Annotated in this window: 17 protein-coding genes and 1 riboswitch; of the genes, 13 read left to right on the forward strand and 4 right to left on the reverse strand. The window is 72.2% G+C overall.

The window, feature by feature from the left end; genetic code table 11:
* Positions 1 to 96: 96 nt before the first annotated feature.
* Together ACZ49B_RS35480 and ACZ49B_RS35485 are read right to left on the reverse strand one after the other, a co-directional pair.
* Positions 97 to 285, reverse strand: coding sequence for an antitoxin (locus ACZ49B_RS35480; RefSeq protein WP_468314395.1), 189 nt, complete (start codon positions 283 to 285; stop codon positions 97 to 99).
* A 72-nt stretch (positions 286 to 357) separates the two neighbouring features.
* Complete coding sequence (locus ACZ49B_RS35485; protein WP_468314398.1) at positions 358 to 1,212, reverse strand: hypothetical protein; 855 nt, start codon at positions 1,210 to 1,212, stop codon at positions 358 to 360.
* Positions 1,213 to 1,424: 212 nt separating this feature from the next.
* Between ACZ49B_RS35485 and ACZ49B_RS35490 the strand changes: the two genes are divergently transcribed.
* Positions 1,425 to 2,069: a hypothetical protein gene (locus tag ACZ49B_RS35490; RefSeq protein WP_468314401.1), complete on the forward strand. Its 645-nt coding sequence runs from the start codon at positions 1,425 to 1,427 to the stop codon at positions 2,067 to 2,069.
* Entirely contained in the window at positions 2,066 to 3,577 is a 1,512-nt protein-coding gene (locus tag ACZ49B_RS35495) for a protein kinase domain-containing protein (RefSeq protein ID WP_468314404.1), read from the forward strand. The genes ACZ49B_RS35490 and ACZ49B_RS35495 overlap by 4 nt, the downstream gene beginning before the upstream one ends.
* Before the next feature lie 159 nt (positions 3,578 to 3,736).
* On the opposite strand, the gene ACZ49B_RS35500 is transcribed toward ACZ49B_RS35495, so the two are convergent.
* Positions 3,737 to 6,115, reverse strand: coding sequence for a YfhO family protein (locus ACZ49B_RS35500; protein ID WP_468314408.1), 2,379 nt, complete (start codon positions 6,113 to 6,115; stop codon positions 3,737 to 3,739).
* A gap of 192 nt (positions 6,116 to 6,307) precedes the next feature.
* Between ACZ49B_RS35500 and ACZ49B_RS35505 the strand changes: the two genes are divergently transcribed.
* Entirely contained in the window at positions 6,308 to 6,934 is a 627-nt protein-coding gene (locus ACZ49B_RS35505) for a SurA N-terminal domain-containing protein (protein WP_468314411.1), read from the forward strand.
* A 61-nt stretch (positions 6,935 to 6,995) separates the two neighbouring features.
* On the forward strand, positions 6,996 to 7,985 hold the full coding sequence (locus ACZ49B_RS35510; protein WP_468314483.1) for a nucleoside triphosphate pyrophosphohydrolase: 990 nt from the start codon (positions 6,996 to 6,998) through the stop codon (positions 7,983 to 7,985).
* A 2-nt stretch (positions 7,986 to 7,987) separates the two neighbouring features.
* Here the strand turns inward: ACZ49B_RS35510 and ACZ49B_RS35515 are convergent, their stop codons facing one another.
* A complete protein-coding gene (locus ACZ49B_RS35515; RefSeq protein ID WP_468314414.1) occupies positions 7,988 to 9,184 on the reverse strand; it encodes a globin domain-containing protein in 1,197 nt (398 codons plus the stop codon).
* A gap of 130 nt (positions 9,185 to 9,314) precedes the next feature.
* On the opposite strand from ACZ49B_RS35515, the gene ACZ49B_RS35520 reads away from it, so the two are divergent.
* From ACZ49B_RS35520 to ACZ49B_RS35560, 9 genes are all read left to right on the forward strand, one after another.
* Positions 9,315 to 10,589: a cytochrome P450 family protein gene (locus ACZ49B_RS35520; protein WP_468314417.1), complete on the forward strand. Its 1,275-nt coding sequence runs from the start codon at positions 9,315 to 9,317 to the stop codon at positions 10,587 to 10,589.
* A 102-nt stretch (positions 10,590 to 10,691) separates the two neighbouring features.
* A complete protein-coding gene (locus tag ACZ49B_RS35525; protein ID WP_468314420.1) occupies positions 10,692 to 11,741 on the forward strand; it encodes a LysM peptidoglycan-binding domain-containing protein in 1,050 nt (349 codons plus the stop codon).
* A 282-nt stretch (positions 11,742 to 12,023) separates the two neighbouring features.
* Positions 12,024 to 12,195, forward strand: a riboswitch (cyclic di-AMP (ydaO/yuaA leader).
* 2 nt (positions 12,196 to 12,197) lie between these two features.
* Positions 12,198 to 12,896, forward strand: a complete 699-nt coding sequence (locus tag ACZ49B_RS35530; protein WP_468314423.1) for a transglycosylase family protein — start codon at positions 12,198 to 12,200, stop codon at positions 12,894 to 12,896.
* Between the two features lie 330 nt (positions 12,897 to 13,226).
* Positions 13,227 to 14,513 carry a phosphopyruvate hydratase gene (gene eno, locus ACZ49B_RS35535; RefSeq protein WP_351820562.1) on the forward strand — a complete coding sequence of 429 codons (1,287 nt, stop codon included), beginning with the start codon at positions 13,227 to 13,229 and terminating at the stop codon, positions 14,511 to 14,513.
* A gap of 117 nt (positions 14,514 to 14,630) precedes the next feature.
* A complete protein-coding gene (locus ACZ49B_RS35540) occupies positions 14,631 to 15,119 on the forward strand; it encodes an FtsB family cell division protein (RefSeq protein ID WP_133897850.1) in 489 nt (162 codons plus the stop codon).
* Positions 15,120 to 15,193: 74 nt separating this feature from the next.
* A complete protein-coding gene (locus ACZ49B_RS35545; RefSeq protein ID WP_468314426.1) occupies positions 15,194 to 15,742 on the forward strand; it encodes a DUF501 domain-containing protein in 549 nt (182 codons plus the stop codon).
* Complete coding sequence (locus ACZ49B_RS35550; RefSeq protein ID WP_468314429.1) at positions 15,739 to 16,680, forward strand: Ppx/GppA phosphatase family protein; 942 nt, start codon at positions 15,739 to 15,741, stop codon at positions 16,678 to 16,680. The genes ACZ49B_RS35545 and ACZ49B_RS35550 overlap by 4 nt, the downstream gene beginning before the upstream one ends.
* A gap of 447 nt (positions 16,681 to 17,127) precedes the next feature.
* Positions 17,128 to 18,513 carry an NAD(P)/FAD-dependent oxidoreductase gene (locus ACZ49B_RS35555; protein ID WP_030296962.1) on the forward strand — a complete coding sequence of 462 codons (1,386 nt, stop codon included), beginning with the start codon at positions 17,128 to 17,130 and terminating at the stop codon, positions 18,511 to 18,513.
* A 195-nt stretch (positions 18,514 to 18,708) separates the two neighbouring features.
* Positions 18,709 to 20,103 (forward strand): class I SAM-dependent methyltransferase, encoded by a 1,395-nt coding sequence (locus tag ACZ49B_RS35560; RefSeq protein ID WP_468314432.1) that lies wholly within the window; start codon positions 18,709 to 18,711, stop codon positions 20,101 to 20,103.
* The last annotated feature ends 16 nt before the right edge of the window (positions 20,104 to 20,119 follow it).

A 20,119-nucleotide genomic window follows, 5' to 3' on the forward strand; every position in this document is an offset into this window, starting at 1 on the left:
CAACAAAGCCTGGGGGGGGCAAGCCGCCCAGGACACTGTGCCCCCCCCCTTCCCCCCCCCCCCCCCCCCCCCCCGCCGCGGGCATCTCGGGCGGGCCTACCGGTTCGGGTTCGGGTCGTCGTCGATGCCCAGCTGCTTCTCGACCTGCTGCTGGCCCTGGTCGACCTGCTTGGTGTACTTGTCGCCGGTGCGCTGGTTGATCTGCTGCTCGGCGGCGTCGGACGCCTGCTTCGCCTGCTTGCCGTGCCCCTGCAGCATTTCCTTGGCCTTGTCGAAGATCCCCATGCGAGGGCTCCCTTCCGTATCCCTTTTGCGACGCTACGCGCGTTTCGGGGGATCCGCCTGACGAGGTCGGGGTCAGACCGACTCGCCGGGGGCGCCGCCGCCCAGCTTCGACAGGTCCAGGACGTCCGCGCCTTCGGGCAGGGCCGTGTCGACCGGCGTGCCGAACGCGGAGAAGAGGATCTCCCCGGTCTCGTCCCCCGTGACGGTGGACTTGAGCAGGTAGGGGGTGCCCTGGGTGGCTATGTAGTCGACCTCCGTGCCCTCCTTGGCCGCCGAGGTGATCGCCAGCGCCTGCTTGCCGTCGATGGAGACCGTCTCGCCCTTGCGGGCCAGCGGGCTGGGCTTGCTGCTGCCGCCCATGAGCTTGCCCAGGTCGCAGACGTGGGCCATCGAGGCCGCCTCGGGATCGGAGAGCGGCATCTTCAGCCAGCGGTCGGCGAGCATGGTGACCATCGCGTCCGTCTGCTTCCTGGGGGTGTGCTTCTTCGCGGCCACGGCCCGCCAGTAGTCGGCGTCCCCCTTGAAGTGCATGAGGTCGGTGGACTTGACGAGGTCCACCTTGCCCATCCCCTCGTAGCGGATCGCGCCGTTGCAGCCGGCCTTCCTGTCGAGGGAGAGCTCGAACTCCACCTGCTGCCCGTCGTCGCGCATCTTCGCGACGACATGGGCCGATTCGACCTTGCGCATGGCCTCGTACGACTGGTTCAGGACCTCGGCGCCCGACAGGTCCGCCAGCACGCCGGTGCTCTTGTCCTTCCCCTTGCCGTTGGCCGCGGGCGGCGTGGCCGCGGCCGAGGCCTGCTCGGCGGCGCGGGCCGCCCTGCCGACGTCCGCGGCCTTGCCCCCGCCCCCCGGCAGGCAGGCCGTCGTCAGCCCGAACAGGGCCGTCGTGGCCAGCACCGACACACCGATGGTCCGGCTCCGCATGTGGATTCCCCCTTGGAACAGCAACTCGACTGCCGAGGGTAGTCGCCGCCGGTCAGCGAGCCTCGACGATTTCCGCCCGGGCGGCGCGGCCCGCGGCGGCCGGAGGTGTGCGGCGACCCTGCAACGGTTGCGCGCATCCCCTCACTGGCGGCCGGAAACGCTGTATACGCTCAGACCCGAACCTTCGTCGACACGGCCCGTCAGGAGCAGCGATGCACGGCCCCGGCCTCCCGCCGCAGCAAGGCCCCCAGCCCAGTTCCGGGGAAATCGTGGCACTGCGCGTGCTGTTCGCCGTGCTGCCCGTCCTGAGCTGCGGCTTCCTGGGCTGGGGCACGATGCTGCGGCTCGCGCTCGTCACCCGCAAGCCCCGGGACTGGTGGCTGCTGGCCGTCAACTGTGCGCTCAGCGTCGTCTGGATCGCGCTGATCGGCGCCGACCCCACACCCAACACCGATGGCTGGCAGGGCAACACCGGTGCCTTCGGCATCATCATCACCGGCTTCCTGACCTGCGTGTACTTCCTCGTCACAGACATCCGCCACTACGCATCCCGGCCGGCGGCCGTGACCGCCCCCTGGTACCCGGCGCAGCCCGCGCCGTACGTCCCGCCGCAGCAGCAGGCCCGGCCGGCGTACGGATACCCGCCGGCCCAGCAGCACACGCCGACCCCGACGCCCACCCCGACCCCCGCTCCGGCTCCCGGGCCGGCCAACCCGCCGCGGATCGGACAGGTGCGAGCCGAGCTCGACGAGCTGAGCGAACTGCTGCGCAAGCAGACGCCGCACCCGCACCCGGATCCGCAGGCGAACCCGCACCCGAACCCGCCCGGCAACCACGGTGAGGGCCCGGCCCGGTGACGGACGACGACCGGATCATCGGCGAGCGCTACCGGCTCGCTTCCGTCCTGGGACAAGGCGGCATGGGCCAGGTCTGGACGGCGTACGACCAGCGGCTGGACCGCCGTGTCGCCGTCAAGCTGCTGCGCCCCGACAAGGTGGCGGGCCCCGGCTCCGTCGCCGACGAGCTGCGTCGCCGCTTCGTGCGCGAATGCCGGGTCACGGCGCAGGTGGACCACCCGGGCCTGGTCACGGTCCACGACGCGGGCAGCGACGGCGACGAGCTGTTCCTCGTCATGGGCTACGTCGAGGGCACCGACCTCGCCGACCACCTCGCCCAGCACGACCCGTACCCCTGGCCGTGGGCGGTCGCCGTGGTCGCGCAGCTGTGCGGGGTGCTGTCGGCCGTGCACGCGGTGCCGATCGTGCACCGCGACCTGAAGCCGCGCAACGTGATGGTCCGACCGGACGGCACCGTGCTGGTCCTCGACCTCGGTGTCGCCTCGGTGATGGACACCGACACCACCCGCCTCACCAGCACCGGAACCCCGATCGGCAGCCCGGCGTACATGGCGCCCGAGCAGGCGATGGGCGGCGCGGTGGGCCCCTACACCGACCTCTACGCGCTGGGCGTGCTGCTGTACGAACTCCTCAGCGGCAACGTCCCGTTCGCCGGGTCCACCGCGCTCGGCGTACTGCACCGCCACCTGTACGAGCCGCCGGTCCCGGTCCGCAGGATGCGCCCCGAGATCCCGCACCAGCTCGAGGCGGTCCTGCTCCACCTCCTCGCGAAGGACCCGCAGGACCGGCCCGCCTCCGCACAGCACGTGTACGAGGCCCTCGCGTCGCTGCTGCCCAAGGAGGGCACGCCGGCGGGCACGCTCGACCCGACCCGCCCCTTCCTGCGCCCCCACGCCCCCTGGCCGGACCGTGCCTCCACCGTCCCGCCGCAGCCGACCGCACCGCCGACGCCGCCCCGGAAGCCGGACATCCCGGCCGCGGTGGACGAGGCCCGCAGCCTCCTGGACCAGGGCCGCCTCACCCAGGCCGTGGACATCCTCGGCGGGATCCTCCCGGCCGCGGCGGCCGAGCACGGCGAGCACTCACCGGTGGTCCGCTCGCTGCGCAAGCAGTACGCCGCCACGCTGATGGACGACGGCCAGTACCGCCGCGCCCTGCCCGAACTGCGCCGCCTCGCCGACGAGTTCCCGGCCGGGGACCCCCAGTCCCTGCGCTTCCGCTACGACGCGGCCCAGTGCCTGGAGCAGCTCGGCGCCCCCGGGGCGGCCCTGGCGGAGTACCGCTCCCTGCTCCCGCTGTTCGAGAACCACTACGCCAACCCGGACCCCGGCCTCCCGCTGGAGGTCCGGCGCCGGATAGCCCAGCTGCTGCTCTCCATGGGCGACCGCTCCGCGGCCCACGACACCCTGGCCCGCCTCCTGTTCGACGCGGAGCGCGTCCACGGCCCGGCGCACCCCTTCTCGACGGAGGTCCGCCGCACCCTGCACTGGCTGAGCCAGGTCCGCTGACGCCTGTCCGCGGCCCGGGCCCGGGAATGGCAGGTTCCGCTGTGCGGACGCACCTACTACCGGGCCAAGCGCTCCACCCGGAAGGTCGTCAAACAGGAAGGCGACCAACATGAAGGGACCGGTCCTTTTCGCATCGCGGCCGGACCGGTCCTTTTCGCATCAGCCCGCGCCGGGACCGCCGCGGAGCCTGCGGCGACCCGCCCCCAGCAGAGCCACTAGCGCCAGCAGGGCCGCCCCCGCGACCGCCGCGCCCGGGAGGAGGCCCGGCGGGCGGAAGGAGCAGGTGATCGTCGTGGTGTCGGGGGTCACGGGGACGGAGACCAACCCCAGGTAGGGCGTCGCCGGGCGGTCGTTGCAGGTCCAGCCCGCGATCGCCGGGGACGAGAGGACGGCCGTGCCCGTGGTGCCCGCCGGGACGGTGGCGCGCACCGTCGACGAGCCGACCCGCAGGGACGTCGGCGCCGATGCGCGCAACGCGGCGACCGCCGGGTCCAGGAGGGCGCGGTCCAGGCACGACAGGGCCCAGCGCGGGGGCGCGGGAGCATCGAAGACCAGCGCCGAGGCGGCCCCCCGGGAGGCGCCCAGCGGCTGGAGGGCGGCCCGATTGCGGGGGGCGTTGCCGTTCAGCCGGAAAGCGGGGCCGTCCGCGAGGCGGGCCGTCGCGTTGTACTCCGGGGCCCACAGGTAGGCCTCCGTGCCCGCGCGGCACACCCCGGGGGAGACGGGGTCCTCGTACACCCGGGCGCCCAGCAGGAGTTCCTGGCGGGCGAACGGGGGCCCGTCGGCCTCGCCGTACGAGGGCACGGGCCCCGGCGGGCGGATCGTGACCAGCGGCGGGACGACCTGCGCGCGGCCGATCGTGCCGTCCGGCCGCAGGCGGGCGCCGACCGCGAACACCGCGTCCGTCACCGGGTTGTCGATGCTCTGCACGTTGCGCCCGCGCGAGGTCCAGCCCGCCCCGAGGGCCACCATCGTCCGCGTGAACACGTCGGGGGTGTGGCTGCTGTAGTACGCGCCGCCCTCCCCGCCCAGCAGCAGCGGATCGTTGCCCGACAGCGCCGGCCGGCTCGGGTCCGTGCGGTACGCCGGCCAGCCCTCGGCGCCTGCCAGGGCCTCGGCGCGCGCCGTGTGCCCCGTACCCCACGAGGGGTAGTCGTCCAGGCCGCCCAGCTTGCCCTTGTGCCCGAACGCCGTCGTCGCGGCCGCCTGCCCGATCAGTACCAGCGCCAGCACCCCGGCCGCCGGAAGGACCAGCCTGCGGTGGCGCAGGGACCACCAGGCTCCCGCCGCGAGCGCGAGCCCGCCGCAGAACAGCGCGAACCCCCACGTCGTCGCCAGCGTGCTGCCGCTCGCCGCCACGGCCGCCGCGGCCAGCACCGCCGCCCCCGCCGCCAGCGCCCGCGGCCCCGGCGGCCCGGCCGTCGCCAGCCCGGTCCAGGCGGCGATCACGGCCACCCCGGCCAGCACGAACGTCTGCCGGTACGGGCTGCCGTTCGGGGTCGCGAACACGTGCCAGGCCAGGTGCGTCGGCGTCCACTGGAAGGACAGCAGGACGGCCGCCGTCAGCCCCGCCCACCCCAGGCGCGTGGGCAGCGGCACCGCACGGTGGAACGGCAGGGCAGCCACCAGCAGCAGCGTGCCCGTCCCCACGAAGAGCGCCGGCGAGGAGAAGGAGTACGTCGCGGGCAGGACCCGCGCGAACAGGTCCGGCCACGAGACCGGCGCGAACTGCCGCGTCCACCCCGGGTACGCCTGCTTCGAGCTCAGGAAGAGGGGGACCAGGATGGGGGCGGACACCGCGATGCCCAGCAGGGTCGTCGCCGCGCCACGGACGAGCACCCGCAGCCGCTCCCGTACCCCCTGGCGCGTCAGCACCACCCGCAGCAGGAGCACCAGCGCCGCGCCCAGCGTCGCCATGTAGGCCGTGTAGAAGTTCGCCGTCCAGCAGACCGCCACCAGGAGGACGGCGACCGCCGGCCGGCGCCCCCGCAGCGCCCATTCACCCGTCAGACACAGGAGCGGGAACGCGATCAGCCCGTCCAGCCACATCGGGTTGTACGAGGCCTCGATCACCGACCAGCCGCACAGCGCGTACGAGGCCGCCAGCAGCCCCGCCGCCCACCACGGCCCGCGGCGCTGCGTGCGCAGCAGCCAGGCCATCGCCGCCGCGGCGGCAGCCGTCTTGAGCACCGTGACCACGTACACCGCGAGGTCGATGTCCTCGCGCGGGAACAGGGCGACGAGCACCGCGAACGGGCTCGAGAGGTAGGTGCCGAAGTCCGGCAGGAAGCTCGTGCCGTAGCCGGACTGCCAGTTGAGCAGCAGCCCGCCCTCCGCGCGCCCGTGCACGAGGTCCCACAGGTGGGCGTGGAAGGGGACGAACTGGTTCCCGAGGTCGTTGATGCTGCGGTGGCGGCGCCCGTACGGGAACACGCGGGCGGCCGCGTCCCCGGCGCACACGGCCACCACCGTGATCAGGGCGGCGAGGGCCGAGCCGTGCAGGCTCCGGCGGCGCGGCGAGCGGTGCGGTGTCGACATGGTGGGCCGACTCTGGCAGCGGCGGTGGACCAAAGGGTGGCCGGGGAGTGGCGGTGACATCAACAGACGCGTACCCCAACACCCCGGGAATCGTTGGTCGAACCAGTGGCTCGGATCACCTTGACTGCATACCATCGATCACCGCACGGCCCTTGTGCACCGACGCACAATCTCCCGGCCCTGGAGGCTCCTTTGCACCGTCGCACTGCGCTCTCCGTCTCCGCCGCCCTGCTCGTGGCGGCCCCCCTGCTGTCCGCCTGCTCGGGGCAGGCCCGCCCCGGCACCGCGGCCGTCGTCGGCGGCGAACGGATCACCACCTCGGCGCTCCAGGCCCAGGTGGGCGACGTCCGCGCGGCGCAGAACGAGTCGGGGCCGACCGCCGCCCAGCTCATCCAGGCCTCGCCCGGCCTGGAGCGCGTCAAGCTCAACAAGATGATCCAGACCGTCGTCCTGGAGCGCGCCGCGAAGGAGGCGGGCGTGAGCATCGGCGAGAAGGAGGTCCAGGACTTCCGCAAGGCCCAACTGGAGAAGGCGGGCGGCAGCGAGAAGCTGGCCGCGGCCGCCCTCGAGCAGGCCCAGCTGGCGCCCGGCCAGCTCGACGCCGACGCCCGTTTCAAGCTGCTGCGCGACAAGCTCTTCGACCACTACGGCAGCCAGGACAAGGCCGTCGAGAGGCTCGCGTCCGCCGCGAAGGCGCTGCACATCGAGGTGAACCCGCGCTACGGCGTCTGGGACGCGCAGCAGATCGTGCTCGGCGACCAGGACACCCCGTGGATCGTCCAGCGGACCAGGCCCGAGCAGGCCCCCGCCGGAGCCTGAGCCACCCGTCCGGAGGTAGGTTCGGAGGGTGAACGACCACGCCTCCGAACCCGCCCCCGCCGTGCCCGCCGCCGATCCTGCCGCTGCCGGCGACACCGCCGCCGGCCGGATCGTCCTGCTGACCGCCAGCCACCGGGTCGCCCCCGGCCTGCTGTCCTGGCCGGCCTGGCAGACCCTGCACGCCGCGGACCGGGTGTTGTGCGCCGACCCGGGCCACCCGCAGCTGCCGTACCTGCGCGAGGCGGGCGTCGAGGTCGCGCACGAGATCCCGGACGCGCACGCGCTGGTCGAGGCCTGCGCCGGCGGCCGCACGGTCGTGGTGATCCCGGGCGGCGAGGGCGACCAGCGGCTCACCGACGGGCTGGCCCGGCTCGCCGGCTCCGGTCGCGTCGACATGCCCGACCTCGAGCTGCTGCCCGGCTCCTACGACCTGCCCGGCGCGCGCCTGCTCGACCTCGTCCAGGTGATGGACCGGGTGCGCCGGGAATGCCCCTGGACCTCCCGCCAGACCCACGAGGGACTGGTCAAGTACGCCACGGAGGAGGCGTACGAGCTGGTCGAGGCCATCGAGGACGGGGACCGGGAGGCGCTGCGCGAGGAGCTCGGCGACGTACTCCTCCAGGTCGTCTTCCACGCGCGGATCGCCGAGGAGCATCCCGACGAGCCGTTCTCCATCGACGACGTGGCCGGCAGCCTCGTCGACAAGCTGATCCACCGGCACCCGCACGTCTTCGGGGACGCGGACGCGCAGACCCCGGAGGACGTCAGCGCGCACTGGCAGCGCACCAAGGCGGTCGAGAAGCAGCGGGAGTCGGTCACCGACGGGATCCCGCTGGGCCAGCCCGGTCTCGCGCTCGCGGCCAAGCTCGCCGGCCGGGTCCGTACGGGCGGCGTGACCGTGGAGCTGCCCCGCGGCGAGGGCATCGGGTACGAACTGCTGGAACTGGCGGCGCGCGCCGAGGCGGCGGGCGTCGACCCCGAGACCGCGCTGCGGGCCGCGGCCCGCGTCTACCGGGACGCGATCCGCGCCGCCGAGGGCGTCGGCGAGTAGCCCTAGGCCGGCCCGCGCCCCGACGGGTTGTGCCAGTGCGGTGCGGGGCGGCTCAGGAACCACTCCCCGAAGCCCAGGGGCCGGCCGTTCGGGCCGTGTCCCGTGCCGGCGGCGGGTACGGAGTCGTGGAAGATCCGGCCGGGGAGGGCGCCCAGCTGCCGGAGCAGGTGGGCGGTCTCGTCGACGAACGGCGGCGGGCCGCTGAGGTAGACGTCCTGGTCGGGCCACAGCGCCCGGTGGCCGAGCGCGGTCGCGAGCCGCCCGGTGGCCTGGTTGCGGTGCTGCCCGGGGGCGGGCGTGATGTAGGTGACGCCGAGCCAGCCGAAGGCGGCGGCGTACTCGTCGATCAGCGGGCGGTCGTAGAGGTGGGCGGCGTCCCGGGCGACGACGAAGAGCCGTACGTCCTGATCGGGGGGCTGCCCGGCGAGCTCCTCGAGCATGGCCCGGACCGGTGCCCAGCCGGTACCCGCCGCGATGAAGCTGACCGGCCGGTCGGCGCGGCGGAAGGTCAGTTGTCCTCCGGCCGCGCCGAGCCGCAGCACCTCGCCGGGCCGCGCGTCGCGGACCAGGGCGGTGCTCAGCCGGCCGTGCTCGATGCGGCTGACGTGCAGGTCGAGGGTGCCGTCCGGGCGTGGGGCGTTCCCGATGGAGTAGGTGCGCCAGGTCGTCGGGACCCGCTCGCTGCTCACGCTCACGTACTGGCCGGGGAGGTAGGGGAGGAAGGCGTGCGGGCGCAGGGTCAGCACCGCCACGTCCTCCCCGTACTGGAGGTGGCGCACGATCTCGGCGTCCCACCACGGCGGGTCCTCGCTCGCGGCGGCTCCTTCCATCATGGCGTCGGCGATCACCTGGTACGCCTCGGACCAGGCCTTCTCCACGACCGGGGTCCATGCCTCGCCGGAGGTCCGGGCGAGCGCGGCGAGCAGGCTGGCGCCGACGGCCGCGTAGTGCTCGGGCCGGGTGAGGAACTTGCGGTGGTCGCGGCCGAGGTCGTGGAGATAGGGGAGGAGCCCCTCGTCGTCGAGGTGGGCGACCACGTGCGTCAGCGCGGCGAAGAGCCGGTCGCGCTGGCGTTCCATGGCGTCGGCGGAGGGCGGGAAGAGTTCACGGATCCCGGGGTTGTGCCAGAAGAGGTGGGAGTAGAAGTACTTGACCGCGTGCTCGGCCCTTCTCTCCACCACCGCGAAACTGCTCTTCAAGATCCTCGCATCCACAGAACCGAAAGTAGGAGGGCCGGGGAACACGACGTCAAGCGATGGCGGATCTACGGACAGCCGCGGCGAACGACCCATATGGGATGGCGGCCGGCCCGCGGGATACGGTCGTCGGGTGCACGAGCCGACCTCCGCAGCCCCCGCAGACCACACTCCTCCCCAGGGCCCCACCCTGTTCGACTGGGAGTTCGCGACCGATCCGTACCCGGCGTACGCCTGGCTGCGCGAGCACTCCCCGGTGCACCGCACCAAGCTCCCCAGCGGGGTCGAGGCGTGGCTGGTCACCCGGTACGCCGACGCCCGCCAGGCCCTCGCGGACCAGCGGCTCAGCAAGAACCCGGCGCACCACGCGGAGCCGGCGCACGCCAAGGGCAAGACGGGGATCCCGGGGGAGCGCAAGGCGGAGCTGATGACGCATCTGCTCAACATCGACCCGCCGGACCACACCCGGCTGCGGCGGCTGGTGTCGAAGGCGTTCACCCCGCGCAGGGTGGCCGAGTTCACCCCGCGGGTGCAGGAGCTGACCGACCACCTCATCGATCAGTTCGCGAGCAACGGGGAAGCGGACCTCATCCACGAGTTCGCCTTCCCCCTCCCCATCTACGCCATCTGCGAGATGCTCGGCGTACCGCGCGAGGACCAGGACGACTTCCGTGACTGGGCCGGGATGATGATCCGGCACGGCGGCGGCCCGCGCGGCGGGGTCGCCCGCTCCGTGAAGCAGATGCGGACCTACCTCGGTGAACTCATCCACCGCAAAAGGGATGATCTGGGCAATGACCTCATCTCCGACCTGATCCGCGCGAGCGACCACGGGGACCACCTGACGGAGGCCGAAGCCACGGCGATGGCCTTCATCCTGCTGTTCGCGGGTTTCGAAACCACGGTGAACCTGATCGGGAACGGGGTGCACGCCCTGTTCATGAACCCCGACCAGCGCACCCGCCTCCAGAACTCCCTCGCCGCCGGGGAGAGCGGCCTGCTGGAGACCGGCATCGAGGAGCTGCTCCGCTACGACGGCCCCGTGGAGCTGGCCACCTGGCGGTTCGCCACCGAGCCGCTGACCCTCGGCGGCCAGGACGTCGCGGCCGGCGATCCGGTGCTCGTCGTCCTCGCCGCGGCCGACCGGGACCCCGAGCGGTTCGCCGATCCCGACACCCTCGACCTCTCCCGTACCGACAACCAGCACCTCGGGTACGGGCACGGCATCCACTACTGTCTGGGCGCTCCGCTCGCACGACTTGAAGGGCAGACGGCGCTTGCGACTTTGCTGACGCGTCTGCCGGATCTGGAACTCGCTGTTCCGTCCAACGAGCTTCGCTGGCGCGGGGGTCTGATCATGCGTGGCCTGCGCACTCTTCCCGTCAGGTTTACAGCTCGAAACATCTGAAGGCCCCCTGACCGTAAGTCAGCCCCGGTCAAGAGTTGTGACTAACGTGCTAAGACGGCTAGGTTCTGCCGTTACCCAGCCGTTATGCGAAAGGTGCAGCTCATGCGTTCCGGGAACGGCCGCCACAGACGCCCCCGCCAGGTACCCGCGATAGTCGTCACCGCCGGAGTCACCGGTTCCGCCTTGGCCCTGCCGCTGTTCGCCGCCACCGGCGCGAGCGCGGCGGACGCCTCCACGTGGGACAAGGTCGCCGAGTGCGAGAGCGGCGGCTCCTGGAGCGCCAACTCCGGCAGCGGGTCCTACGGCGGACTCTCGTTCACGCAGGAGCAGTGGAACTCCTCGGGCGGCCTCGACTTCGCCGAGCGCCCCGACCTCGCCAGCCGTTCGCAGCAGATCGCCGTCGCCGAGCGGGTCCTGGGCACCCAGGGCCCCCAGGCGTGGGGGCAGTGCTCGGAGTCGGCCGGGTTGACCCAGCAGGCACCCGCCGCGTCCGTGGACCCGGGCCTGCCCGGCACGCTCGGCCCGGTCGCCGCCAGCCCCTCGCGCCCCGACGACTCGGTCCCGGCCGGCGGTACCGGCGCGAAGGCGCACGACTTCGGCGCCCCGACCCCGGCTCCGACCCCGGTCTTCACGCTCCCGCCGGCGCCGCTCGCGCCGAGCAGCGGACTGCCCGTCATGCCCGACCCGGACGTGCCGTCCACGTCGCCGACCGTCCCGGTGCTCCCGGGCGACCCGACCATCACCCCGGGCACGCCCACGGCCCCGACGACGCCGACCGCGCCGACGACCCCGGGAAGCCCGACCACGCCCGGGAACCCGACGGACCCGACCGCTCCGGTCATCCCGGCCGACCCCGGCGCCCCCACGGCCCCGGGTACCCCGAGCACCCCGGGCGCCTCCACCGACCCGAGTGTCGTCCCGAACACCTCCGCCACCGGCAAGCACCGTGGTACTCCCGCCCTCGAGCTGCCCGCCGCATCTGAGGGGGCGTCGGCCCCCTCGTACACCGTCCAGGCGGGCGACAGTCTGGCCACCATCGCGTCTGCCAAGGGGGTCAAGGGCGGCTGGAACGCGCTCTACCAGGCCAATGAGCAGGTCATCGGCGAGGACGCAGATCTGATCAAGCCCGGCCAGAACCTGGATCTAAGCTAGGAATAGCGGCACTTCGGACACCCGGTAAGAGCTGAATGTCCGTAATCTGCAAGTGAGACATGTGTCTCTTCCGGTCAACTGGCGTGTCCCGCCTGGAGCCTTCCGCAAACCGCGGCCTCACCTGCGCAAACGCCCCTAAAGGGAGCGCAAGTAGGGGGCGTTTCTCCCCGGTGTTCCTCGTTGAACATCGGGGAGAGACCTGCCTACCTTCTGAGTCGCCCGCCACCGCGGGCTCCTTCGACCGCATCGCCGAATCCTGCCGGCGGCCGGAGGGAACAGTCGTCGCGTCAAGCGCCGAAGGCAGGAGCGGGGGAACCAAGGTAGGCGCCGGGACCGGCCGTTGAGAGACGGTCACGGAAACGGCTAGGGGTTAAGTCGCGCGCCACGTCGCACGGCCGGGCACTCATCAGCCCGAACCCGACAGCTCACCTCGTAGGCGTCGGTGAGGAGAACTCCATGCTGCTTTCCGGCAAGGGCAAGCACCGCCGCGCCTCCAAGGCCGCCCGCATCGTCACGCTCGCCGGCGTCACCGGTGTCGCCGTCGCCGCCCCGCTGATGGCGGCCGGCTCGGCCTCCGCCGCCACCGGGTCCGAGTGGGACCGCGTCGCGCAGTGCGAGTCCGGCGGCAACTGGTCCATCAACACGGGCAACGGCTACTACGGCGGCCTGCAGTTCTCGTCCTCCACCTGGGCCGCTTACGGCGGCAAGGCGTACGCCTCGCAGGCCAACCAGGCTTCCAAGTCGCAGCAGATAGCCATCGCCGAGAAGGTCCTCAAGGGCCAGGGCAAGGGCGCGTGGCCGTCCTGCGGCGTCGGCCTCTCCAACTCCTCTTACGCCGGCGGTGGTACGACCGACACCGCGAAGAAGACGGAGCAGAAGACCGAGACCAAGAAGACCCAGCCGAAGGCGACCGCGCCGAAGAAGGAGACGAAGCGCTCCGAGGCTCCGACGACCCGCTCCGAGCGCTCCGAGGCCCCGGCCCCGGCCCCGAAGACCGGCAACGGCTCGTACGAGGTCAAGTCCGGCGACACGCTCGGCACCATCGCCGAGGCCAACGGCGTCAAGGGCGGCTGGGAGAAGCTCTTCGAGCTCAACAAGGACATCGTCTCGGACGCCGACCTGATCTTCCCGGGTCAGAAGCTGAAGCTCAGCTGAACCCTGCCGTAACAACTGCGGCAGCGAGCACAACACGCAGCATCCCCACCGCCCGGCGCGTCTTCCCCCCACGCGCCGGGCGGCGGCGTTTGTCCGGCCCGGCCCCCTCCTGTTCCCCTCCTGTTCCCCTCCCGGACCGGGCCCGGACCCGGCCGGGACGGCGGCGGTCAGGGGCCGTATGTACCGGAAGACGGTTATTCGGGCCCTTTTTCGTCCCAGGAGGCGGGCGGTCGGCCGGCCTGGTGCCCGCAGGCGGTTAGGCTCTAGTCGGCGGGGCCATCCCACGGCCCGACATGCCACCGCACACCCAGCGTCACATCCCAGAAGGAGATGCTCGTGCCGTCCATCGACGTCGTCGTAGCCCGGGAAATCCTGGACTCCCGAGGCAACCCCACGGTCGAGGTCGAGGTGGGCCTCGACGATGGCAGCACCGGCCGTGCTGCAGTTCCGTCCGGCGCCTCCACCGGTGCCTTCGAGGCCATTGAGCTCCGTGACGGTGACCCCAACCGTTACATGGGCAAGGGTGTCGAGAAGGCCGTCCTCGCGGTCATCGAGCAGATCGGCCCGGAGCTCGTCGGCTACGACGCCACCGAGCAGCGCCTGATCGACCAGGCCATGTTCGACCTGGACGCCACCGACAACAAGGGCTCGCTCGGCGCCAACGCCATCCTCGGCGTGTCCCTCGCCGTCGCGCACGCCGCGTCCGAGGCCTCGGACCTCCCGCTCTTCCGCTACCTCGGCGGCCCGAACGCGCACCTGCTGCCCGTTCCGATGATGAACATCCTCAACGGCGGGTCGCACGCCGACTCCAACGTGGACATCCAGGAGTTCATGATCGCCCCGATCGGCGCGGAGTCCTTCTCCGAGGCCCTGCGCTGGGGTGCCGAGGTCTACCACACCCTCAAGAAGGTCCTGCACACCAAGGGCCTCTCCACCGGTCTCGGTGACGAGGGCGGCTTCGCCCCGAACCTGGAGTCCAACCGCGCCGCGCTCGACCTCATCGTCGAGGCCATCAAGCAGGCCGGCTACGTCCCCGGCAAGGACATCGCGCTCGCGCTCGACGTCGCCGCGTCCGAGTTCTACAAGGACGGCAAGTACGAGTTCGAGGGCCAGTCCCGCTCGGCCGCCGAGATGACCGAGTACTACGAGGAGCTCGTCTCCGCGTACCCGATGGTCTCCATCGAGGACCCGCTGTACGAGGACGACTGGGCCGGCTGGAAGACCCTCACCGACAAGCTGGGCTCCAAGGTCCAGATCGTCGGCGACGACCTCTTCGTCACCAACCCGGAGCGCCTGGCCCGCGGTATCGAGGAGGGCTCCGCGAACGCCCTGCTCGTCAAGGTGAACCAGATCGGTTCGCTGACCGAGACCCTCGACGCCGTCGAGATGGCCCAGCGCAACGGCTTCAAGTGCATGATGTCGCACCGCTCCGGCGAGACCGAGGACGTCACCATCGCCGACCTCGCCGTCGCCGTGAACTGCGGTCAGATCAAGACCGGCGCCCCGGCCCGCTCGGACCGCGTCGCCAAGTACAACCAGCTGCTGCGCATCGAGGAGATCCTCGACGACGCCGCGGTGTACGCGGGCCGCTCCGCCTTCCCGCGCTTCAAGGGCTAAGGCCAAGGGCCAAGGGTTAATCACGCCCTTGCTTCCGTACGTCCCCGCACTCGGTCCCGTACCGTGTGCGGGGACGTATTGCGTAGTGCGTACCGCGTACAAGGGGAGGCGGGATCAATGGCCGGGAACCGGGATCGGTTCTCCACCTTCTCCACCGCGACCAGGCTCAAGCAGCTCGGTGAGCGGACCGCCGCCCACGTCTACCGCTCGCAGACGCGCCGCCAGGTCCGCCGCAGCCGGCTCACCGGCCGGGCCGCCCTCCTGGTGCTCGTCCTCTGTACGCTGGTCGTCGCCCTCGCGTATCCGATGCGCCAGTACGTCTCCCAGCGCTCGGAGATCGCGGAGCAGCAGCGGGCCGCCGAGGCCGCGAGCCGGCGCCTCGAACGCCTCCGCGACGAGAAGGCCCGCTGGCAGGACAACGCGTACGCGGAGCAGCAGGCGCGCAAGCACCTGCACTTCGTCCGCCCGGGCGAGATCAGCTACATCATGACCGACCCCGGGGCCGGGGCCGCCGAGCGGCACCGGACCGGAACGGCCGGATCCGACCGGCCCTGGTACTCGAACGTCTGGGACGGCGTCGACAAGGCCGACCGCCCCGGCGAGTGACGAGCAACGGCACTCCGAGTACCGCACCCCGAGCACCGCACCCACCCACGAGAACGAAGAGACTTCCTCCAGGCATGCAGACGCCCCCGCCCCAGACCGACCGGACCGAGCCGACCGACGCGGACATCGACGCGTTCCAGCAGCAGCTCGGCCGCCCGCCGCGCGGGCTGCGCGCCATCGCCCACCGCTGCCCCTGCGGCCAGCCGGACGTGGTGGAGACCGCCCCGCGCCTCCCCGACGGCACGCCCTTCCCGACGACGTACTACCTCACCTGCCCGCGCGCCGCCTCCGCGATCGGCACGCTCGAGGCGAACGGCGTCATGAAGGAGATGCAGGCCCGGCTCGCCGAGGACCCCGAGCTGGCCGCCGCCTACCAGGCCGCGCACGAGGACTACATCCGGCGCCGCGACGCCATCGAGGTGCTCCAGGGCTTCCCGAGCGCCGGCGGGATGCCGGACCGGGTGAAGTGCCTGCACGTGCTGGTCGGCCACTCGCTGGCCGCCGGCCCCGGGGTGAACCCGTTCGGCGACGAGGCGCTGGCGATGCTGCCGGAGTGGTGGGCCAAGGGCGCCTGCGTCACGCCGTGTGCGCAGGAGACGGAGAAGAAGGGGTCGGACGCGTGACCCGCGTGGCCGGCATCGACTGCGGTACGAACTCCATCCGCCTGCTCGTCGCGGACTGCGACCCTGCCACCGGCGAGCTGGTCGAGCTGGACCGGCGGATGACGATCGTCCGCCTCGGCCAGGGCGTGGACAAGACGGGCCGACTGGCGCCGGAGGCGCTGGAGCGCACCTTCGCGGCCTGCCGCGAGTACGCGGCGGTCATCAAGGAGCTGGGTGCGGAGCGGCTGCGCTTCGTGGCGACCTCGGCCTCCCGCGACGCCGAGAACCGGGACGAGTTCGTCCAGGGGGTCCTCGGCATCCTGGGCGTCGAGCCCGAGGTGATCTCCGGTGACCAGGAGGCGGAGTTCTCCTTCATCGGCGCCACCAAGGAGCTGACGGGCACCACCCACATGGAGAAGCCGTTCCTGGTGGTGGACATCGGCGGCGGCTCGACCGAGTTCGTGGTCGGCGAGGAGCACGTACGGGCGGCCCTTTCGGTCGACGTCGGCTGCGTGCGCATGACCGAGCGGCACCTGGTGGTGGACGGCGCGGTCGCCGACCCGCCGACCGCGGAGCAGATCGCCGCCATACGGGCCGACATCGAGGCGGCGCTGGACCTCGTCGAGCAGACGGTCCCGCTGTCCGAGGCGCGCACGCTGGTGGGGCTGGCCGGCTCGGTGACCACGGTCGCCGGGATCGCGCTGGGGCTGCCGGAGTACATCTCCTCGGCGATCCACCACGCGCGGATCCCGTACGAGCAGGTCCGCGAGATCACCGAACGCATGCTGACGTCGGTGCACGCCGAACGCGCGGCGATCCCGGTCCTGCACCCGGGCCGGGTGGACGTCATCGGCGCGGGCACCCTCGTGCTGCTCGCGATCATGGAGCGCATCGGCGCCTCGGAGGTCGTCGTCTCGGAACACGACATCCTCGACGGAATCGCCTGGTCCATCGCCTGACGGGTGGGTCGCGGGCGGCTGGTGCGGGGCTCGTGCGGGGGTCGCGGGGGGCCTGTCGGGGACCCCTGGAGGCCTTTACGGGGGCCTTAGGTCCCCTCCTCCGCAGAAACTTCGTGAAGTTCTTCACAAGGAAAAGGGGCCTGATGGGCCCCGGGAAGGTCTCTTTGGGGGGCTCCCGGGGCTCGCGGGCCTCTTTTTCGTGTGCGTTCGTGCGTTTCGAGGGCGCGGTCCGGCCTCGTCGGTAGGTATCCACCAACCCGGTGGTCTACTCCGCTTACAGGCCTGGAGGCCAGTTCAGGACGGGTGAACAACGACTCCCGTTACACCCTGGTTCCCGTTCGGCGCCATGACCTCCGTCACGTGGGCCGCGCAGTGTAGCAGAGGCATTCCGGCACCTTGTGAAGGGGCTCACGAGCGACACCCCTTTGGGTGCTGGATACTCGTTCCATGAGCACCACGGAGCGTCCCAGGATCCTCGTTGTAGGAGGTGGGTACGTAGGCCTGTACGCAGCCAAGCGCATCATGAAGAAGATGCGCTACGGCGAGGCGACCGTCACGGTCGTCGACCCGCGCTCGTACATGACCTACCAGCCCTTCCTCCCTGAAGTGGCCGCAGGCAGCATCTCGCCTCGGCACGTCGTCGTCCCGCTGCGACGCGTGCTGCCCAAGGCAGAGGTTCTCACCGGCCGGGTCACCAGCATCGACCAGGACCGCAAGGTCGCCGTCGTCACGCCGCTCGTCGGCGAGGCGTACGAGCTGCCTTTCGACTACCTGGTGATCGCGCTCGGCGCCGTCTCCCGCACCTTCCCGATCCCCGGCCTCGCCGAACAGGGCATCGGTATGAAGGGCGTCGAAGAGGGCATCGGCCTGCGCAACCACGTCCTCGAGCAGCTCGACAAGGCCGAGTCCACGACGGACGAGAACGTCCGCCGCAAGGCCCTCACCTTCGTCTTCGTCGGCGGCGGCTTCGCCGGTGCCGAGACGATCGGCGAGGTCGAGGACATGGCCCGCGACGCCGCGAAGTACTACACCACCATCAAGCGCGAGGACATGCGCTTCATCCTGGTGGACGCGGCCGACAAGATCCTCCCCGAGGTCGGGCCCAAGCTCGGCACCTGGGGCAAGGAGCACCTCGAGTCGCGCGGCATCGAGATCTACCTCAGCACCTCCATGGACTCCTGCGTGGACGGCCACGTGGTGCTGAAGAACGGCCTCGAGGTCGACTCCGACACCATCGTGTGGACCGCGGGCGTCAAGCCCAACCCGGCACTGGCCCGCTACGGCCTGCCGCTCGGCCCGCGCGGCCACGTCGACACCGCCCCGACCCTCCAGGTCCAGGGCACCGACTACATCTGGGCCGCGGGCGACAACGCCCAGGTCCCGGACGTCGCCGCCCGCAAGGCCGGCGTCGAGAACGCCTGGTGCCCGCCGAACGCCCAGCACGCGCTGCGCCAGGCCAAGGTCCTCGGCGACAACGTCATCTCGGGCATGCGGGGCTTCCCGCAGGCCGAGTACTCGCACTCCAACAAGGGTGCGGTGGCGGGCCTCGGCCTCCACAAGGGCGTCGCGATGATCGTCATGGGCAAGACGAAGATCAAGCTCAAGGGCCGGCTCGCCTGGTACATGCACCGTGGCTACCACGGCATGGCCATGCCGACCTGGAACCGCAAGATCCGCGTCTTCGCCGACTGGACCCTCGCCATGTTCCTCAAGCGCGAGGTCGTCTCCCTCGGTGCGCTCGAGACCCCGCGCGAGGAGTTCTACGAGGCCGCCAAGCCGGCGCCGGCTCCGGCCGCCGCGGCAGCCCCCGCCGCGAAGGCCAAGGCCTCCTGACCCGGGCCTGACCGGCAACTCCACCAGCACGTCCCCGAAGGGGCCGCCCGCCATCCGTGGTGCGGGCGGCCCCTTCGGCGTTGACGCCACTCCCTCCGGCGGCCCCAGGCGCCCCCCGCCGAAGGAGCGGTGTCCGATTGGCGGGCACCGGAAATGGGTAGGCCGTTCGGTCGGATCGTTCTGGAGGTGCCTACGATGACCGACGCCGCGCCGCGGCTGGCCGCTCTTGCCGAGACACTGCTGGGCGCCCCCGTGCCCGTCCGGATTCGCGCCTGGGACGGCAGCGAGGCCGGACCGCCCACCGGACCCACCCTGGTGCTGGCCAACCGGCGCGCCCTGCGCCGCGTCCTGTGGCGACCGGGTGAACTCGGCCTGGCCCGTGCCTGGGTCGCCGGCGACATCACCGTCGAGGGCGACCTGTTCGAACTGCTGGACCGGGTGGCCGGCCTGCTCTGGGCGCGGGATCCCGCCGCCGCCCCCGAGACCCCGCCGGCGGTCCGCCGCTCCGGGCTCGGCAAACTCGCCGCCCTGCGCCCGCACCTGCCGCACCTGCCCGAGCGGGCCACGGCGGGCGCCGCCGGGACCGCCGTGCTGCTGCGCGACCCTGCCGCCCGGGCCGCCCTGCGCGACCTCGTCGCCCTGGCCCGGCCGTGGCCGGCGCCCGCGCCGCCGCCCGAGGAGGCACCCCGCCGCGGCGGCCCGCTGCACACCAGGAGCCGCGACCGGCAGGCCATCAGCCACCACTACGACGTCGGCAACGAGTTCTACGAGCACGTCCTCGGCCCCTCGATGGTGTACTCCTGCGCCTACTGGAGCCCCGGTTCCACCCTGGAGGACGCCCAGCGGGACAAACTCGACCTGGTGTGCCGGAAACTGGGCCTCGAGCCCGGCCTGCGGCTCCTCGACGTCGGCTGCGGCTGGGGCTCCATGGCCCTGCACGCGGCCCGGGAGTACGGGGTACGCGTCACCGGCGTCACCCTCTCGCGCGAGCAGGCCGTGTACGCCCGCAAGCGGGCCGCGGAGGAGGGCCTGGCCGACCGGGTCGACATCCGGATCCAGGACTACCGGGACGTCAAGGACGGCCCGTACGACGCCATTTCGTCCATCGGCATGGCCGAGCACGTCGGCGCGGAGCGCTACCGCGAGTACGCCCGCACCCTGCACGCCCTGCTGGCCCCCGGCGGTCGGCTGCTGAACCACCAGATCGCGCGGCCGCCGGAGCCGGACGAAAAGGCGTACCACGTCGACGAGTTCATCGACGCCTACGTCTTCCCCGACGGCGAGCTCTCCCCGCTGGGCACGACGGTGGGCGAACTGGAGCGGGCCGGGTTCGAGGTCCGCGACGTGGAGGCGCTGCGCGAGCACTACGGGCTGACCCTGCGCGCCTGGGTGGCCCGGCTGGAGGAGCACTGGGAGGAGGCCGTACGGCTGACCTCGCCCGGGCGGGCCCGGGTCTGGCTGCTGTACATGGCGGCCTCGGCGCTGGGCTTCGAGCACGGCAGGCTCGGCGTCAACCAGGTCCTCGCGGTGAAGCCCGCGGCGGCCGGGCGCTCGGGGCTGCCGCTGCGGCTGCGCACCTGGGGCGCGTGAGCCCGTACGGCAGGCC

The organism is Streptomyces sp. NPDC031132 (assembly GCF_055570595.1).